Annotated in this window: 17 protein-coding genes; 5 read left to right on the forward strand and 12 right to left on the reverse strand. The window is 64.4% G+C overall.

Annotated features, from left to right (window positions below; genetic code table 11):
* Window positions 1–48: 48 nt before the first annotated feature.
* On the reverse strand, window positions 49–1,035 hold the full coding sequence (locus JVX98_RS21095; RefSeq protein WP_205237318.1) for a Gfo/Idh/MocA family protein: 987 nt from the start codon (window positions 1,033–1,035) through the stop codon (window positions 49–51).
* A gap of 199 nt (window positions 1,036–1,234) precedes the next feature.
* On the opposite strand from JVX98_RS21095, the gene JVX98_RS21100 reads away from it, so the two are divergent.
* Both JVX98_RS21100 and JVX98_RS21105 read left to right on the forward strand, forming a co-directional pair.
* Entirely contained in the window at window positions 1,235–2,185 is a 951-nt protein-coding gene (locus tag JVX98_RS21100) for an aldo/keto reductase (protein WP_205237319.1), read from the forward strand.
* Window positions 2,186–2,204: 19 nt separating this feature from the next.
* The gene (locus JVX98_RS21105; protein WP_205237320.1) at window positions 2,205–2,678 is read left to right on the forward strand and encodes a GNAT family N-acetyltransferase; all 474 of its coding nucleotides are present in this window, start codon (window positions 2,205–2,207) and stop codon (window positions 2,676–2,678) included.
* Here JVX98_RS21105 and JVX98_RS21110 read toward each other — a convergent pair.
* A complete protein-coding gene (locus JVX98_RS21110) occupies window positions 2,630–3,265 on the reverse strand; it encodes a hypothetical protein (protein ID WP_205237321.1) in 636 nt (211 codons plus the stop codon). The two genes, JVX98_RS21105 and JVX98_RS21110, sit on opposite strands and share 49 nt — an antisense overlap.
* A gap of 79 nt (window positions 3,266–3,344) precedes the next feature.
* The gene (locus JVX98_RS21115) at window positions 3,345–4,235 is read right to left on the reverse strand and encodes a LysR family transcriptional regulator (RefSeq protein WP_205237322.1); all 891 of its coding nucleotides are present in this window, start codon (window positions 4,233–4,235) and stop codon (window positions 3,345–3,347) included.
* A gap of 250 nt (window positions 4,236–4,485) precedes the next feature.
* Between JVX98_RS21115 and JVX98_RS21120 the strand changes: the two genes are divergently transcribed.
* The 3 genes from JVX98_RS21120 to JVX98_RS21130 all read left to right on the forward strand — a co-directional run bounded on the left by JVX98_RS21120 (window position 4,486) and on the right by JVX98_RS21130 (window position 6,340).
* Complete coding sequence (locus JVX98_RS21120; RefSeq protein WP_205237323.1) at window positions 4,486–5,481, forward strand: aldo/keto reductase; 996 nt, start codon at window positions 4,486–4,488, stop codon at window positions 5,479–5,481.
* 101 nt (window positions 5,482–5,582) lie between these two features.
* Window positions 5,583–5,945: a nuclear transport factor 2 family protein gene (locus tag JVX98_RS21125; protein WP_205237324.1), complete on the forward strand. Its 363-nt coding sequence runs from the start codon at window positions 5,583–5,585 to the stop codon at window positions 5,943–5,945.
* Window positions 5,942–6,340 carry a VOC family protein gene (locus JVX98_RS21130; protein WP_205237325.1) on the forward strand — a complete coding sequence of 133 codons (399 nt, stop codon included), beginning with the start codon at window positions 5,942–5,944 and terminating at the stop codon, window positions 6,338–6,340. The genes JVX98_RS21125 and JVX98_RS21130 overlap by 4 nt, the downstream gene beginning before the upstream one ends.
* Before the next feature lie 61 nt (window positions 6,341–6,401).
* Here JVX98_RS21130 and pheT read toward each other — a convergent pair whose 3' ends face one another.
* The 9 genes from pheT to JVX98_RS21175 all read right to left on the reverse strand — a co-directional run bounded on the left by pheT (window position 6,402) and on the right by JVX98_RS21175 (window position 15,083).
* Complete coding sequence (pheT, locus tag JVX98_RS21135) at window positions 6,402–8,828, reverse strand: phenylalanine--tRNA ligase subunit beta (protein ID WP_205237326.1); 2,427 nt, start codon at window positions 8,826–8,828, stop codon at window positions 6,402–6,404.
* A 33-nt stretch (window positions 8,829–8,861) separates the two neighbouring features.
* Window positions 8,862–9,944: a phenylalanine--tRNA ligase subunit alpha gene (gene pheS / locus JVX98_RS21140; RefSeq protein ID WP_205237327.1), complete on the reverse strand. Its 1,083-nt coding sequence runs from the start codon at window positions 9,942–9,944 to the stop codon at window positions 8,862–8,864.
* A gap of 61 nt (window positions 9,945–10,005) precedes the next feature.
* Window positions 10,006–10,770 (reverse strand): serine/threonine protein phosphatase, encoded by a 765-nt coding sequence (locus tag JVX98_RS21145; RefSeq protein ID WP_205237328.1) that lies wholly within the window; start codon window positions 10,768–10,770, stop codon window positions 10,006–10,008.
* A 145-nt stretch (window positions 10,771–10,915) separates the two neighbouring features.
* Window positions 10,916–11,320, reverse strand: coding sequence for a 50S ribosomal protein L20 (gene rplT / locus JVX98_RS21150; protein WP_043617092.1), 405 nt, complete (start codon window positions 11,318–11,320; stop codon window positions 10,916–10,918).
* Between the two features lie 39 nt (window positions 11,321–11,359).
* Window positions 11,360–11,563 carry a 50S ribosomal protein L35 gene (gene rpmI / locus JVX98_RS21155; RefSeq protein WP_043617095.1) on the reverse strand — a complete coding sequence of 68 codons (204 nt, stop codon included), beginning with the start codon at window positions 11,561–11,563 and terminating at the stop codon, window positions 11,360–11,362.
* A gap of 219 nt (window positions 11,564–11,782) precedes the next feature.
* Window positions 11,783–13,150, reverse strand: coding sequence for a sensor histidine kinase (locus JVX98_RS21160; RefSeq protein WP_205237329.1), 1,368 nt, complete (start codon window positions 13,148–13,150; stop codon window positions 11,783–11,785).
* On the reverse strand, window positions 13,147–13,812 hold the full coding sequence (locus tag JVX98_RS21165) for a response regulator transcription factor (RefSeq protein WP_205237330.1): 666 nt from the start codon (window positions 13,810–13,812) through the stop codon (window positions 13,147–13,149). Before JVX98_RS21165 ends, JVX98_RS21160 begins: the two co-directional genes overlap by 4 nt.
* A gap of 9 nt (window positions 13,813–13,821) precedes the next feature.
* The gene (locus JVX98_RS21170; protein ID WP_205237331.1) at window positions 13,822–14,292 is read right to left on the reverse strand and encodes a PepSY domain-containing protein; all 471 of its coding nucleotides are present in this window, start codon (window positions 14,290–14,292) and stop codon (window positions 13,822–13,824) included.
* A gap of 281 nt (window positions 14,293–14,573) precedes the next feature.
* Window positions 14,574–15,083, reverse strand: a complete 510-nt coding sequence (locus JVX98_RS21175) for a hypothetical protein (RefSeq protein WP_192448133.1) — start codon at window positions 15,081–15,083, stop codon at window positions 14,574–14,576.
* Window positions 15,084–15,123: the final 40 nt, after the last annotated feature.

Raw genomic sequence — 15,123 nt, forward strand, 5'->3', positions numbered from 1 at the left:
TCAAGAGGCAAGGGCCTGCCGGCAAGACCGGCGGGCCCTTGCCGTCGATCAGATGGTCTCCCAACCGTCCTTGGCGCTGGCGCGGTAGATCGCGTCGATGAATTTCTGATTGAGGCGGGAGTTTTCCAGCGTCACCACTTCCTCGTCCTCGCCGCTGGCGGCGCGGGCGAAAGCCTCCGCCTGGAGCTTGTACTGGCGCGCGTCCTGGAAGCGGAAGAGCTGGGACTGGGCGTGGTTCTGATTCGTCAGTTCCACTTCCTCGCGGCCGTAGCGGTCAGCATTGAAGGGCGACTTCACCTCGATGAAGCCCTTGTCGCCATGGAAGACCATGACCTGGCGGGCCGCCAACTGGGTGGAGATGTAGAAGCTCAGCTCGAAATCACCGAAATCGGCGCGCACGCTCGAATAGATATCCGTGCCGAATTCCGGATCGCGATCGGTGCTTGCCTGAACGCGCACCGGCTCCTTGCCCGTGACGAAGCGGGTGGTGATCGTCGGGTAGACGCCGATATCCGGCAGGCCGCCACCGCCGAGCGCCGGGATGTTGCGCATGTTGTTGGGGTCGCGGTTGAAATAGGTGAAGGCACCCTGGACGTGGCGCAGCCGGCCGATCGCGCCCTCGGCGATCAGCGAGCGGACCTTTCGCCAGACCGGGCTGTAGGTGACCATGAAGGCTTCGGCGATCACGACGCCGTTGCGGTCACGCGCGGCGATGAGCTGGTCGATCTCGGAGGCACGCAGCGCAATCGGCTTTTCGCAAAGCACATGCTTGCCGGCATTGGCGGCCTTGACCGACCACTCCACATGCTGCGCCGTCGGCAGCGGAATATAGACCGCATCGATGACGTCGGAGGCCAGCATCTCTTCGTAGGAACCGAAGGCATGCGGCGCGGAGAAGCGATCGGCCATGGCCCGGGCCTTGGCGAAGTCGCGGCTGGCAACAGCCGAAACGACGGCGTTCTCCGCGTCCTGAATGGCCGGCACGACGAGGTCGCGGCCGATCCTGGCCGTGGACAGAATTCCGAAACGTAACATGACAAGGCTCCCTGATTTGGCGGCAGAGACTAGCGCCGAGGTACGTACCTAGCAAGCGGCAGAGCGCTGTTTGGCGAAGAAGGGTACCGTGCAGAAAATTGCCGAAAGGCGGGTGACAATGTCAGCTTTTCTGCCCTATCTTTCCCTCGCAATCCTCCCGATCGCAACATGCCTTCATCCAGTCCAATGGAGCGAAACCATGGAAAAACTGAGACTTGGCCGCACCGACCTGACAATCGCGCCCCTCGTCTTCGGCGGCAATGTCTTCGGCTGGACCGCCGATGAGAAGACCTCTTTCGCGCTGCTCGACGCCTTTTTCGATGCCGGGTTCAACGCCATCGACACCGCCGATGTCTATTCTTCCTGGGCGCCCGGCAATCAGGGCGGCGAGTCCGAAACGATCATCGGCAAGTGGCTGAAACAGTCGGGCCGGTCTCGCGACAAGGCGGTCATCGTCACCAAGGTCGGCTCCGAACTCGGCCCCGATCGCAAGGGACTTTCGCGCCGGTGGATCCTGCAGGCGGTCGAGGATTCGCTGAAACGCCTGCAGACCGACCATATCGACCTCTATCTCTCGCACTGGCCGGATCCGGAAACGCCCTACGAGGAGACGCTTGCGGCCTACGACCAGCTTCTGTCCGAAGGCAAGGTGCGGGCGATCGGCGCCTCCAACCTCAATTCGCTGCAACTGCGCGAGGCGCTCGACGTGTCCGCCAACCAGGGCCTGCCCCGCTATCAGGTGCTGCAGCCGGAATATAATCTCTACGACCGCGATGCCTTCGAAGGGCCGCTGCGCGACCTCTGCATCACCGAGGAGATCGGCGTCATCAGCTATTTCGGGCTGGCGCGAGGCTTCCTTTCCGGGAAATACCGGACGCACAAGGACCTCGAAGGCTCGGTGCGCGGCAGCGGCGTCGAGAAATATCTCGACGGACGCGGAATGCGCATCCTCGGCGTGCTCGACGACATCTCGGCCGACACCGGAGCGACCCAGGCGGAAATCGCCCTTGCCTGGATCCGCACGCGCAAAGGCGTCACGGCCCCCATCGCCAGCGCCACCAGCCTTGCGCAATTGCAGAGCCTCATTCGGTCCGCCGAACTCAGGTTGTCGGACGAGGCGGTGCGAAAACTCAACGACGTCGGTGAATGACGGGAGCAAAAACAACACGATGGCATTGACGATACGCGCCGCGACAGGCGGCGACGAGGCGGACTGGCGTCGCCTCTGGGCCGGCTATGTCGCCTTTTCCGGCAGCGAACTCGCCGAAGACATCATCGACGGCACCTGGAACCGGTTGATCGATCCCTCCGCGCCGCTCTTTGCGCGGCTGGCGATCCTCGACGGGCAGGTGGTCGGCTTTGCGATCTGCCAGGAGCAGCTCGCCACCTTCTTCCGCCATCCGATCTGCTACATCGAGGATCTCTATGTCGAGCCTGCCGCACGCGGCCAGGGCGTGGCGCGGGCGATGATCGACGATCTGATCGCGCATTGCCAGGATAAGGGCTGGGACCGGCTCTACTGGTACACCGAGGCCGACAATGCAACGGCGCGGCGGCTCTATGACCGCTACTCCGGCACCGACGAGCATGTGCGCTACAAGGTCAATATCGGCGCGGTCCTCAAGTCAGGAAACCCGGCATAGGCCTCGGCATGGCGGCCTCCCTGGTTCGCCGCACCGGCCTTGGTCAAGACACCGCGCGGCTCGACGAAACTCATGATCCGGCGCGCCGGCCGCTCGTGCCATTGGATGTTGAAAGCCCAGAGCTTCGGGAAGAAACAGAGCGAGGCATAGGGCAGATGGTCGTGGATCCACCAGGCGATCGACTGCCAGCCGCCGATCTCGCCGCGCCGGTCCCAGACCCAGGGAATGACGATACAGGCGGTGGCGCCGATGCATCCGTCCGCATCGCGCATGTCCCAGATGTGATCTGCGGCCGAGGCCGCATTGGTCGAGCAGTTCAGCCCGTTGGCATTGCCGAAGCCGTTGACGGCGCGATTGCGATAGCCGGATCGGATGACGAGACGACCGAAGGTCGCCTCCAGCGGCTCCAGCAACTCTTCGCACAAACGCCGCCCGGCCTCGATCGCCAGATCCGGATCATCGGGAATGTTCGGGATGCGGTAGAAATCTGCGATTTCCGAATGCAGGAAGTCGCGGAAGAAGAAGTTTTGGGAAAGCCGCACCCGGCCGAGATCTTCAAGGCCCTTCATCGAACCGGGCTTCTTCATGGGCCTTCCTCTCATCAAGACACGAAACCGATGGCATTCCAGATCCGGGTCTGTCGCGCCACCCGATTTCGCGCCGCGGCTAGCCGCTGTGCCGGAAGAAATCGATAAAGGCGCGCAGTGCCGGCCGCATCTGCCGGCGGCTCGGATAGTAGAGATAGGGACCGGCATAGGGCGCGCACCAGTCCGCCATGACGCGCTCCAGCTTGCCTTCGGCAATCGCGGTCTCGACGCGCGACAGGAAGAGATAGGCAAGGCCGGCGCCGCCCATTGTCGCTTTGATGATCGGTCGGTCTTCGCCAAGGATCAGCGGTCCCTCGACCGACACCGTCAGTTCCTCGCCATCCTTCTCGAATTCCCAGCGATAAAGCGTCCCGTTGGAGAAGCGCCGACGGATGCAGCGATGCTGCGCGAGGTCGCGCGGATGCTGCGGCCGGCCGTAGCGTTGGAAGTATTCGGGCGACGCGACGACGGCGCTTTCGAGCTCCGGCCCGACCTTCACCGCGATCATGTCGGCCTCCAGGCTCTCACCGAGCCTGATGCCGGCATCGAAACCTTCCTGGACGATGTCGGTGAAGCCGTCCTCGTTGGCGATTTCGAGCACAATCTCGGGATAGCGGTCCAGGAAGGCGCCCAGGCGCGGCGCAAGGATCAGATCGGCAGCGAAACGCGGTGCAGTGATGCGAAGATTGCCGGCGGGACGCTCGCGGGCGTCGGCGGCCGCTTCCAAAGCATGGGCTATCTCGTCGAGCGCCGGCGCCAGCCGTTCGAGCAGCCGGCGCCCCTCCTCCGTCGGCGCGACGCTGCGGGTGGTGCGGGCGAGCAGGCGAATGCCGAGGCTCGCCTCGAGGCTGCCGACGGCGTGGCTGACGGCCGACGGTGCGACGCCCAGTTCGCGCGCGGCGCCACGAAAGCTGCCATGGGCGGCGACGGCGGCCAATACCGCGAGTTGGGAGAGCTGTGTTCTGTTCATTGATCGAAATAATAGAACAGCCCGTGAGAATTGACAGTGATTTTCAGCCGCCCCATCGAGCCCTATTCTTCACATGTCGCCAGCGTCAGGACGAAGCGAGGAGCTCGTCTGGCGATGACGCAGAGGAACCCGTCGCGCCGCCACAAAAGGGCGTAGGCGGCGGTGACCACCCACCATTTCATGCCTCGGACGATAGACGTGCGCTCCCAACGCGCTAGCTCCGACGCATGGCAGCCATAAAGGACACGACATGAAGACCCGCAAACTCGGAAGTGAGCTTACCGTCTCCACCATCGGCCTTGGATGCATGGGCATAAGTTTCGCCTATGGCGCTGCGGACGAAGCGGAATCGATCCGCACGCTGCAGCGCGCCGTCGATCTCGGCGTCACCTTCTTCGACACGGCCGAAGTCTATGGTCCCTTCGAGAACGAAAAACTCGTCGGCAAGGCGCTCGGCCCGGTGCGTGACAAGGTGGTCATCGCCACCAAGTTCGGCTTCCGCATCGAGACCGGCGTGCCGAGCGTCCAGGCGATCAGGGGCGTCGACGGCCGGCCGGAGCATGCGAAGGCGGTAGCGGAAGCCTCGCTCAAGCGGCTCGGCACAGATGTCATCGATCTCTACTACCAGCACCGCGTCGACCCTGACGTACCGATCGAGGACACCGTCGGCGCCATGGCCGAGCTGGTGCGCGAGGGCAAGGTGCGCGCGCTCGGCCTTTCGGAAGCGAGTGCCGCCACCATCCGCCGCGCCCACATGGTTCATCCGATCGCCGCGGTGCAGAGCGAGTATTCGCTGTGGACGCGTGATCCGGAAGAAGACGTGCTTGCCACTTGCCGCGAACTCGGCATCGGTTTCGTGCCATACAGCCCGCTTGGACGCGGCATGCTGACCGGCGCGATCCGCAAGGCCGAGGATCTGGAAGCCGACGACTTCCGCCGCTCGCTGCCGCGGTTCCAGGCGGAGAATCTCGAGGCCAACGTCCGGCAGGTCGAAACGCTGCAGGCGCTGGCCGAGGAAAAGGGTATCACCGCCGCCCAACTGGCCCTTGCCTGGGTGATCAACCAGGGCGACTTCATCGTTCCGATCCCCGGCGCCCGCAAGCTCGACCATCTGGAACAGAACGCCGCCGCTGCGGACATCACGCTCACGGCCGAAGAATCGAGCCGGCTCGCCGAAGCCCTCTCCCCGGCCCTTGTGGCCGGAAAGCGCTACACGGATGCGTCGCTGGCGCTCACCAACCGCTGACACCTTCTCCTCGCGCCACCGGCGCGAGGAGATCACCCATCGAAATTCCCGCCGGGTGCCCTACCTCTTGATCGACGGTCAAAAGGTCAGGAGGAGCGGGGATGTCCGACGAACAGGCGATCAGTGCAGTGGTGCACCTCTATGTCGACGGCATGGCATTTGCCAACGAGGGGGCGCTGCGCAAGGCGTTCCATCCGGATGCTGCGATCATCGGCAACTACCAGGGCGCACTCGAATGGATGACGCGTGACGGCTTCATCAAGGCGATCCTCGACGCCGGCGCAGCACCGCCCGGAACACAGCCGGAAATGGACGTGCAGATGATCGACATCACCGGCGACGCCGCCACGGTGAAGGTCATCGACAGCTTCGCCGGAGAGCGCTTCTCCAATTACCTGTCGCTGGTGAAGATCGACGGCCGTTGGCTGATCGTCAACAAGATCTATCACCTGCACGCGCAATGACGGACGGCGGACCCGAGTCCACATCGACCGGCCGGCTGCTTGCCATCGACCATGTGCAGCTTGCGATACCGGAAGGCGGCGAAGACTTGGCGCGCGGCTTCTATGGCGGATTGCTCGGGCTGACGGAGGTCGTCAAGCCCGCCAATCTGCGTGGCCGTGGCGGCTGCTGGTTCGAGCGGGGCAGCATCCGCCTGCACCTCGGCATCGACCAGGATTTCGTGCCGGCGCGCAAGGCCCATCCGGCCTTTTTGGTCGACGATCTCGAGCGGATGATCCTCAGGCTCGAAGCCGGCGGCGTGACGATCGCCGAGGACGAGCCGCTTGCCGACTACCGCAGATGTTATGTCAACGACCCGTTCGGCAACCGCATCGAGCTGATGCAGCGCGCGCAATAGGCCGCAACGAAAAGGGCCGCTGCGGTGCAGCGGCCCTTCGGTATCCGTTTTGTCGAACGGATCAGGCGCGCAGAACGCCGCCGGTCGTCTTCGTCACATTGGCGACGATCTTGGCGGTGAGCGCCTCGAAATCCTCGTCGGTGAGGGTACGCTCGACCGGCTGGATGGTCACCTCGATGGCGATCGACTTCTTGCCTTCACCGAGCGATGCGCCCTCAAAGACGTCGAAGACGCTGACGCCGGTGACCAGCTTGCGGTCGGCACCGGAAGCGGCACGCAGGATGGCGCCGGCTTCCACCGTCTTGTCGACGACGAAGGCGAAGTCGCGCTTGACCGCCTGGAACGGCGAGAGGTCGAGCGCCGGCTTGGTGCGGGTCGCCTTCTTCTTCGGCTCGGGCATGGCGTCGACATAGATCTCGAAGCCTGCAAGCGCACCCGAGACGTCGAGCGCTTCGAGCGTCTTCGGATGGAACTCGCCGAAGGTGCCGAGAACGATCTTCGGGCCGAGCTTGATCGTGCCGGAGCGGCCCGGATGGTACCAGGCGGGACCGCCCGGCTCGAACTGGACGTTGCCCATCGGCACGCCGCAGGCTTCGAGCACCGCAATGGCGTCGGCCTTGGCATCGAAGACGTCGACCGGCTTGCCGCCGCCCTTGGCGGCGTTCGACCACAGACGGCCGGCGCCGTTCAAGGACGCAGTACCACGACGAATACCGCCGGCAACGCGGCGCTGCGCGTCCGCCGTATCGCCTTCATAGGTGCCGGAGACTTCGAAGATTGCGACGTCGCCGAAACCCTTGTCGGCATTGCGCTGGGCGGCGGCCAGCAGACCCGGCAGCAGCGACGGACGCATATCCGACATGTCGGAGGCAATCGGGTTCGCGAGCTTCAGGGCAGCCGAGCCACCACCGAAGAGCTTGGCCTGTTCCTCGGAGATGAACGACCAGGTGACCGCTTCGAGCATGCCGCGGCTTGCAAGCGCGCGCTTGGCAAGGCGCGTGCGGATCTGCAGCGTCGTCAGGATTTTGCCGTTAACTGTGCCGTGGCTCGGCAGCGGGGCGGCGACAATGTTGTCGACGCCGTGAATGCGCATGACCTCTTCGACGAGATCGGCCTTGCCGTCGACATCGGGGCGCCAGGACGGAACCGAGACCTTGAAGCGATCGCCGGAACCTTCAACGCCGAAGCCGAGCTTCTTCAGGATCGAGACGCTCTCCTCGGAGGAGACTTCGAGGCCTGTCAGGCGCTTCACTTCGGAGACCGGGAAGTCGACGATCTTCGGCTCATGACCGGCATAGCCGACGACTTCGGCCTTGGCTGCCGTGCCGCCGCAGAGTTCGAGCACCAACTCGGTGGTGCGCTCGAGACCGGGCACCATATATTCCGGATCAACGCCGCGTTCGAAGCGGTAGCGCGCATCGGTGATGATGCCGAGCGTGCGGCCGGTCTTGGCAATGTTCATCGGGTCCCAGAGCGCCGACTCGATCAGCACGTCGGTGGTGTTCTCGTCGCAGCCGGAATGTTCGCCGCCCATGACGCCGCCGATCGACTCGATCGCCTTTTCGTCTGCTATGACCACGTTGTTCGGGCCGAGCTTGTATTCGCGCTGGTCGAGCGCCAGCACCGTCTCGCCGTCCTTGGCGCGACGGACCGTCAGGTTGCCCTTGACCTTGGCGGCGTCGAAGACGTGCATCGGGCGACCCTGGTCGAAGGTCATGTAGTTGGTGATGTCGACCAGCGCGTTGATCGGGCGCAGGCCGATGGCGAGCAGACGCTGCTGCATCCACTTCGGCGACGGGCCGTTCTTGACGCCGCGCACCAGGCGCAGCGAGAAGCCGGGGCAGAGATGCTTGTCTTCGCCGAGGTCGAGCGTCAGCTTGGTGGGCGTGTCGCCTTCCACCTTGAAGGTCGGCGCGTTGCGCGCCTTCAAGGTGCCGAGGCCGGAAGCGGCGAGGTCACGGGCAATGCCGTAGACGCTGGTGCAGTCCGGCCGGTTCGGCGTCAGGTTGATCTCGATCATCGGATCGTCGAGGCCGGCGTAAGTCGCGTAGCTCGTGCCAACGGGTGCGTCGGCCGGAAGGTCGATGATGCCGTTGTGGTCCTCGGAGATCTGCAGTTCCTTTTCCGAGCACATCATGCCGCGGCTTTCGACGCCACGGATGGTGCCGACGGCGAGCGTCACGTCGATGCCGGGAACATAGGTACCGGGGGCTGCAAAGGCGCCGACAAGGCCGGCGCGCGCATTCGGTGCGCCGCAGACGACCTGGATCGGAGCGCCGGCGCCGGTGTCGACCATCAGCACGCGCAGCTTGTCGGCGTTCGGATGCTGCTCGGCCGAAACAACCTTGGCGATGACGAAGGGCTTGAAGGCGGCCTTGTCGTCGACGTCTTCCACTTCGAGCCCGATCATCGTCAGGCGCGCGCAGATCTCTTCCAGCGAAGCGTCGGTTTCAAGGTGGTCCTTGAGCCAGGAAAGCGTGAATTTCATGATTTCACCTGTGTCCTAAATATCTGCGCGCGATCAGGCCGAGAGGCCGCCGAACAAGGTCGGCATGTCCAGCGGGCGGAAGCCGTAGTGCGTCATCCAGCGAACGTCGGCGTTGAAGAAGTCGCGCAGGTCCGGCATGCCGTATTTCAGCATGGCGATGCGATCGAGGCCCATTCCCCAGGCAAAGCCCTGGTACTCGTCCGGATCGAGCCCGCCGGAGCGCAGCACGTTCGGGTGCACCATGCCGCAGCCGAGAATCTCCATCCAGTCGGTGCCCTCGCCGAATTTCACGATTGGGCCAGAGCGGTCGCACTGGATGTCGACCTCGAAGGACGGCTCGGTGAAGGGGAAGAAGGACGGGCGGAAGCGCATCGTCACCTGGTCCACCTCGAAGAAGGCCTTGCAGAATTCTTCCAGCACCCAGCGCATATTGGCGACGTTGGCCACCTTGTCGATGACCAGGCCTTCGACCTGATGGAACATCGGCGAGTGGGTCGCATCGGAGTCCTGCCGGTAGGTCTTGCCGGGAATAATGATGCGGATCGGCGGCTTCTGCGCTTCCATGGTGCGGATCTGCACCGGCGAGGTGTGCGTGCGCAGCACCTTGCGCTCGCCCTTCTCATCCGGGTTGAAGAAGAAGGTGTCGTGCATCTCGCGAGCCGGATGCCCTTCGGGGAAGTTCAGTGCCGTGAAGTTGTAGTAGTCGGTTTCAATGTCCGGGCCTTCGGCGATCGAGAAGCCCATGTCGCCGAAGATCGCGGTGATCTCGTCGACGATCTGGCTGATCGGGTGAATGCGGCCACGCTCGGCCGGCGACGAGCGCACCGGCAGGCTGATGTCGACGGTCTCGCGCGCCAGGCGCTCGGCGATCGCCTGGTCCTTGAGCGCCGACTTGCGAGCGGCGATCGCTTCGGCGACCGTGTTCTTCAGCGCGTTGATCTGCGCGCCGCGGGTCTGGCGCTCCTCGGGCGTCATGGTGCCGAGCGTCTTCAGCAGCTCGGAGATCGAGCCCTTCTTGCCGAGTGCGTTGACGCGCACCGCCTCGATCGATCCTTCGTCGCCGGCGGCGTCGATGTCCGCCAGGAGTGTCCGTTCCAGTGTTTCCAGTTCGCTCATTCTGTCCTGCCTCGATGCGGGAATGGGTTCGGTTCTATATCGGTTCTTGTCTTCAGGAATGTTATTGCGTCGCACCCGCCAGATAGTCCGTCGCAGCGATGAAACGGATGATATCGTTGCCCTTGCGGAAGCGCAGGAGGAAGCGCGCCAGCGGCAGCAAGCGGATGAAGAGCGGCATGATCTCGGTGAGCGCCCTGCTGGCTTCCGCCGGAGCGGCGGACTTCCAGGCGGCAAAGGCCACAGCCGGGGTCTCCGGCAGCAGGGATCGGCTCGCCACCTGCAAAAACAGCAGCCAGAGATCGCGCGCCTGGGCGGTCGCCAGCGGCATGACGCTCGCAGGCACTTCCTCGAAATCGAGGAAGCCGAATTCGCCGTTGTCGATGATGAAATCGCGCGGATGCGGGCGTCCGTGGCAAAGGCCGGCGCGATGCAGGCGCCCGAGTTCCGCAGCGCAGCGCACCAGCAGCTGATCGTGCGCGGCGGCGTCGCTGTTGCGCAGCGGCCCCATATGCTTGCTGACCGGCAGGCCGAGATGGGAGAGAACCAGCACCTTCGGTCCGCGATAGACGACCTCGGGCGTCATGAAACCGGCCTCGGAGAAGGTCGCGATCTGGCGAACTTCGCGCTCGATCATGCCCTCGACGTCGAGAAGTGGGGAAGGCAGCAACACGGGAAGGCCACAGACCCGGGCGATGAAGGCTTGGGTGCGCAGCCAAAGACGGGGGCCTTGACGGCAATAGCGCTTGATCCAAACCATACGATCCTTGAGCTCGCAACGCTCAACACGCTCCCGGCCGGCTGCAAGCGCTGCCAGCAGAGACGTCATATCGTCGTCATCAAGCTCCGGGACCGCGCATGGTCCCCTTCGATCGTGGTACACTTTCGTCCCGTAAAACAAGAAAAACCCGCGCCAGCCCTGCCAGCGCGGGTTTCCCAACTAATTTCAAAAACGATTTTGGGAAAACGCTGGCTTAACGAACAGCGCTTTCAAACTCGTTTTCCGTACCGGCTTCCTTGAGATAGGCGAGCGCCTTCTTGGAAGCTTCGACGAGGGCGCCGAATGCTGCCGGCTCATGGATAGCCATGTCGGACAGAACCTTGCGGTCGACTTCGATGCCAGCCTTGTTCAGGCCGTCGATGAAGCGGCCATAGGTCAGGCCGAATTCGCGGACGGCAGCGTTGATACGCTGGATCCAGAGAGCGCGGAAGTTGCGCTTGTTAACCTTGCGGTCGCGGTAAGCGTACTGCTTCGAACGGTCAACCGCTGCCTTGGCGGCGCGGATGGTGTTCTTGCGACGGCCGTAGAAGCCCTTGGCTGCCTTCAGCGTCTTCTTGTGCTTGGCGTGGGCGGTTACGCCGCGTTTTACACGTGCCATGTCATGATCTCCTTAACGTGTCCAATATGCCTGAAAGTCTTAGAGACCGTTCGGCAGGTAGTTCTTGACGACCTTCTTGCCATCGGGCTCAGCGAGGATCATCGTTCCACGCGCGTCGCGGATGAACTTATTGGTACGCTTGATCATGCCGTGGCGCTTGCCAGCAGCTGCAGCACGAACCTTGCCGGTGGCGGTGATCTTGAACCGCTTCTTGGCAGACGATTTCGTCTTCATCTTGGGCATTTTGCTACTCCATTGTTCTTAAGAATCGAAACGGACAGACGAGGTCCATTTCCAGCGTTAAGAACGGCCACGGCATGCCCTGCCGGACCGTTCGGACGGGGGCTTATAACCGCACATCCCGAAAAGCGCAACTGGGGAATCGAAGACACAGGCTGCAAGCGGCGATCCGATGCCTTCAGCGCCGGCACATTCCGCCATTTTGCGACGGCGCTTTGCGCCTCAGGCCGGATCACGCGGGCGGCGGCTGCCACCGCCGACGTCGAAGATCAGCGCGACCTCAAGACCACCCAACGCCGATTGCCCGAGCGACATGGTCGCGCCATAGGCCTCCGCTATATCGGCGCTGATCGCCAGTCCGAGGCCATTGCCGGAAGCGTGGCCCGGCGCGGCATCGGCGCTGTGGCTCCCGCGGTGCATTGCCTGCGCGCGATCGCCCTCCGCAATGCCCGGCCCATCGTCACCGACGGCGATCCGCACCCGCCCGTCAATCATCCCCGCCGAAAGCCGGATGCGCGCCCGCGCCCATTTGGCGGCATTGTCGAGCAGGTTGCCGAGACATTCGGCAAGGTCGGCCGGATCGACGTCGATCGAAATCGACGGATCGATATCGACCTCCCAGGCAACGTCGCGCTCGGCGGTCACGGGACGCAAGACGCTGACCAGCTTGTTGCCGAGGTCGGCGATCGAGGTCGTTGCCATGCGCTCGACGCCCATGCGGGCCGCCTGAAGCTGGCGGTCGGCGCGCTGGCGCACCAGGTCGACCTGTTCGAGGGCGATGTCGCGCTGCTGTTTCGGCAGGCCTTCGGCAAGTTGCGCCAGCACCGTCAGCGGCGTCTTCAGCCCGTGGGCAAGATCGCTGGCGCGCGCCCGGGCCTGCGCCAACGCCGTCGCGCGCTCCGCAAGCAGAAGATTGATTTCGCTGACGAGCGGCTGCACCTCGCTCGGGCCGGCCAGGCCAAAGTCCTTCTCCTCGCCGGACCGGACGCGGGCGGCCCGCTCCCGCAGCCGCACCAGCGGCAGGAGGCCGAGCGCACCTTGCAGGAATGCGGCGCCGGCAAGCACGGCCGCCGTCGCCAGCAGCATCAGCCGGATGCGGCCGTGAAAGGCGGACAAGGCGTCATCGAGTTCGCCGCGCGCAAAACCGGCGGTGACGGCGAACCGCTTGGCATCCGGGCCCTCGCCCAGCATCAGAGCCTGGCGGTAGACGAGGATCGGCGCACCGTCCGGCCCCTCCGCTTCGAGGAAGCCCAGGTGGTGCGGCGCCGACGGCCGATCGGCATCGATCACCGTGTCCCAGAGGGAGCGTGAACGCAGCGGCGTGCCGCCGTCGCGGTCGAGCTGCCAGTAGCGGCCGCCGGCCGGCAGGCTAAGGCGTGGATCGGCCGGCTCGCGCGGCAGCACCAATTCACCGTTGCGCACCCGCACCTGGGCGGCAACGGTATCGACAAGCGTTGCCATTTCGGCGCGGTAGCGTCCGGCAACATAGTCGGTGAAAAGCCGGCTTAAAGACAGCCAGACCACCAGCAGAACCAGGCAGATGGCGACCGATGCGCCGATTGCCAGCCTCAGCCGCAACGAGCGGATCATGCGCCAACGTCCGGCAGCACATAGCCAAACCCGCGCCGCGTTTCGATCGCGCCGCTCTCGGTCTTCTTGCGCAGGCGGGCAATCATCGCTTCCACCGCATTCTTGGCGGCATCGTCGTCGCGGCCCTGCACGTGGCTTGCCAACTCGAGCGGCGTGACAACCTGGCCCTTGCGCTCCACGAACAGGGCGAGCATGCGGTATTCGAGCGGGCTGAGGTCGAGCGGCTGCCCGTCGAAGGTCACCCGGCGCCCTGCCTCGTCGAGGGTGAAGCGCCCGGCAGCACGCACCGATGTCACACGCGGACCGGCGCGCCGCAGAAGCGCGCGCAGCCGCGCGAGAAGCTCCTCGGCGCGGAAGGGTTTCGGCAGATAATCGTCTGCCCCGGCATCGAAACCGTCGACGCGCTCCATCCAGGAGCCACGCGCCGTCAGCACCAGAACCGGCGTCTCCAGCCCCGCCTGCCGCCAGCGCTTCAGGATCGACAGCCCGTCCATGCCCGGCAGGCCGAGATCGAGGATGACCAGGGCGTAGTTACCGCTCTCCCCTTGCTCCCAGACATCCGGGCCATGGGTGAGCGTATCGACGCCGTAGCCTTCCGCCTCCAGCCGGCTTGCCACATGGGCTGCAATATTGGGATCGTCCTCCGCCAGAAGAATCCGCATGACGCTCCTCTAGAACCCGAAAATGTTCACGAACTTGCCGGTTCGAGCATTGATGCGCAGGTTGCGGATCGTGCCCTGCCGGTCGCGGGTGCGGAGCCGGTAGATCTCGCTGCCGCCGGATCGCTTGAGATCGACCGCGATGACCCGGCCGTATTTGTCTTCGTCGACCAGCCGCAGAACCTCCTTCAGCGGCAGGATGTCGCCCTTTTCGACGCCGTCGCGCGCCCGCTCCTGATCGCTCCGCCGGGCACCGCCGGCGCCATCCGGCCCGAGGTCTTCATCGTCATCATCGTCTTCGTCGTCGTCATCATCATCGTCGCCATCATCGTCGTTGCCGTGACCGCCGCCGCCATGCGAGCCGCCGTCATCATCATCGTCATCATCCTTGGCCAGGGCCGCGATGCCGCCAGGCTGCGGCGCGAGCGAAAGCAGGAGCGAGCAGCAGAAGAGCGCGATCAGGTCTCGTCGTGTCATCGCCATGGCTTCATCCTGTCGCAACTGCTCCTCAGCTTCGGTTCCTTCCAAACGCGTTAGCGGATGCGCCCGCCAGGTGGTTTCTCTACCGCGACGCCGCGGGCATCGTTCGGGGGCGAGCCTATGCCAGCCTTGGCGAGAACGCCAGCGACGCGCATGCCCCCAATGCCGTCTCGGGCACCGGGGGCATGCGCTTGCCGGGTCGAACCGCCGGGCGGGCTGGTGACGGCCGACCATTGCTCCGGCGCATGGTGTGGGGCGAATGCGCCGGGCAAATCGTGACCGGATCAGAATGCCGGACGGATGGAGACGCTACCGATCGGCCCCGGATTGCGGCGGATATCGCTGTCGTGCGGCTCGACCGTCACGACGCGAACACCGCGTTCGTATTCCACCTCGACCTCGAGCACCCGGCCGAGATTGTCGACGGCAACCAGCGAGCCATTGCGCAGGCCGCGGAGATTTTCATCGGTCACCCGCAGCTCGATCTCATGATCATCCCGGGCATCGTCGAAGTCGTCGTCAATGTCGTCAAAGCGGTCGTCATCATCGTCATCGTCACGATGACCGGGACCGCGATCATCGTCATCGTCGCGATCATGGCCCCGATCGTCGTCGCGGTCGTCATCGCCACCACCGCGGTCGTCGCTGTCGTTGTCGTCATCGTCGGCGAACGCCATGGTCGAGAAAGGATGCGATGGACCGGCGGCAACGAGCGAGGCGCCGATCGGCGCCGACACGAGGCCGCAGATACCGACCGTAGAAACGAGCAAGGCCTTTCGCAGCACTGAATTCATGATCTCGGCTCCTTCTCCCGATTTGATGCGGAGAGGATGC

Source organism: Ensifer sp. PDNC004 (assembly GCF_016919405.1).
Classification (GTDB): Bacteria; Pseudomonadota; Alphaproteobacteria; order Rhizobiales; family Rhizobiaceae; genus Ensifer.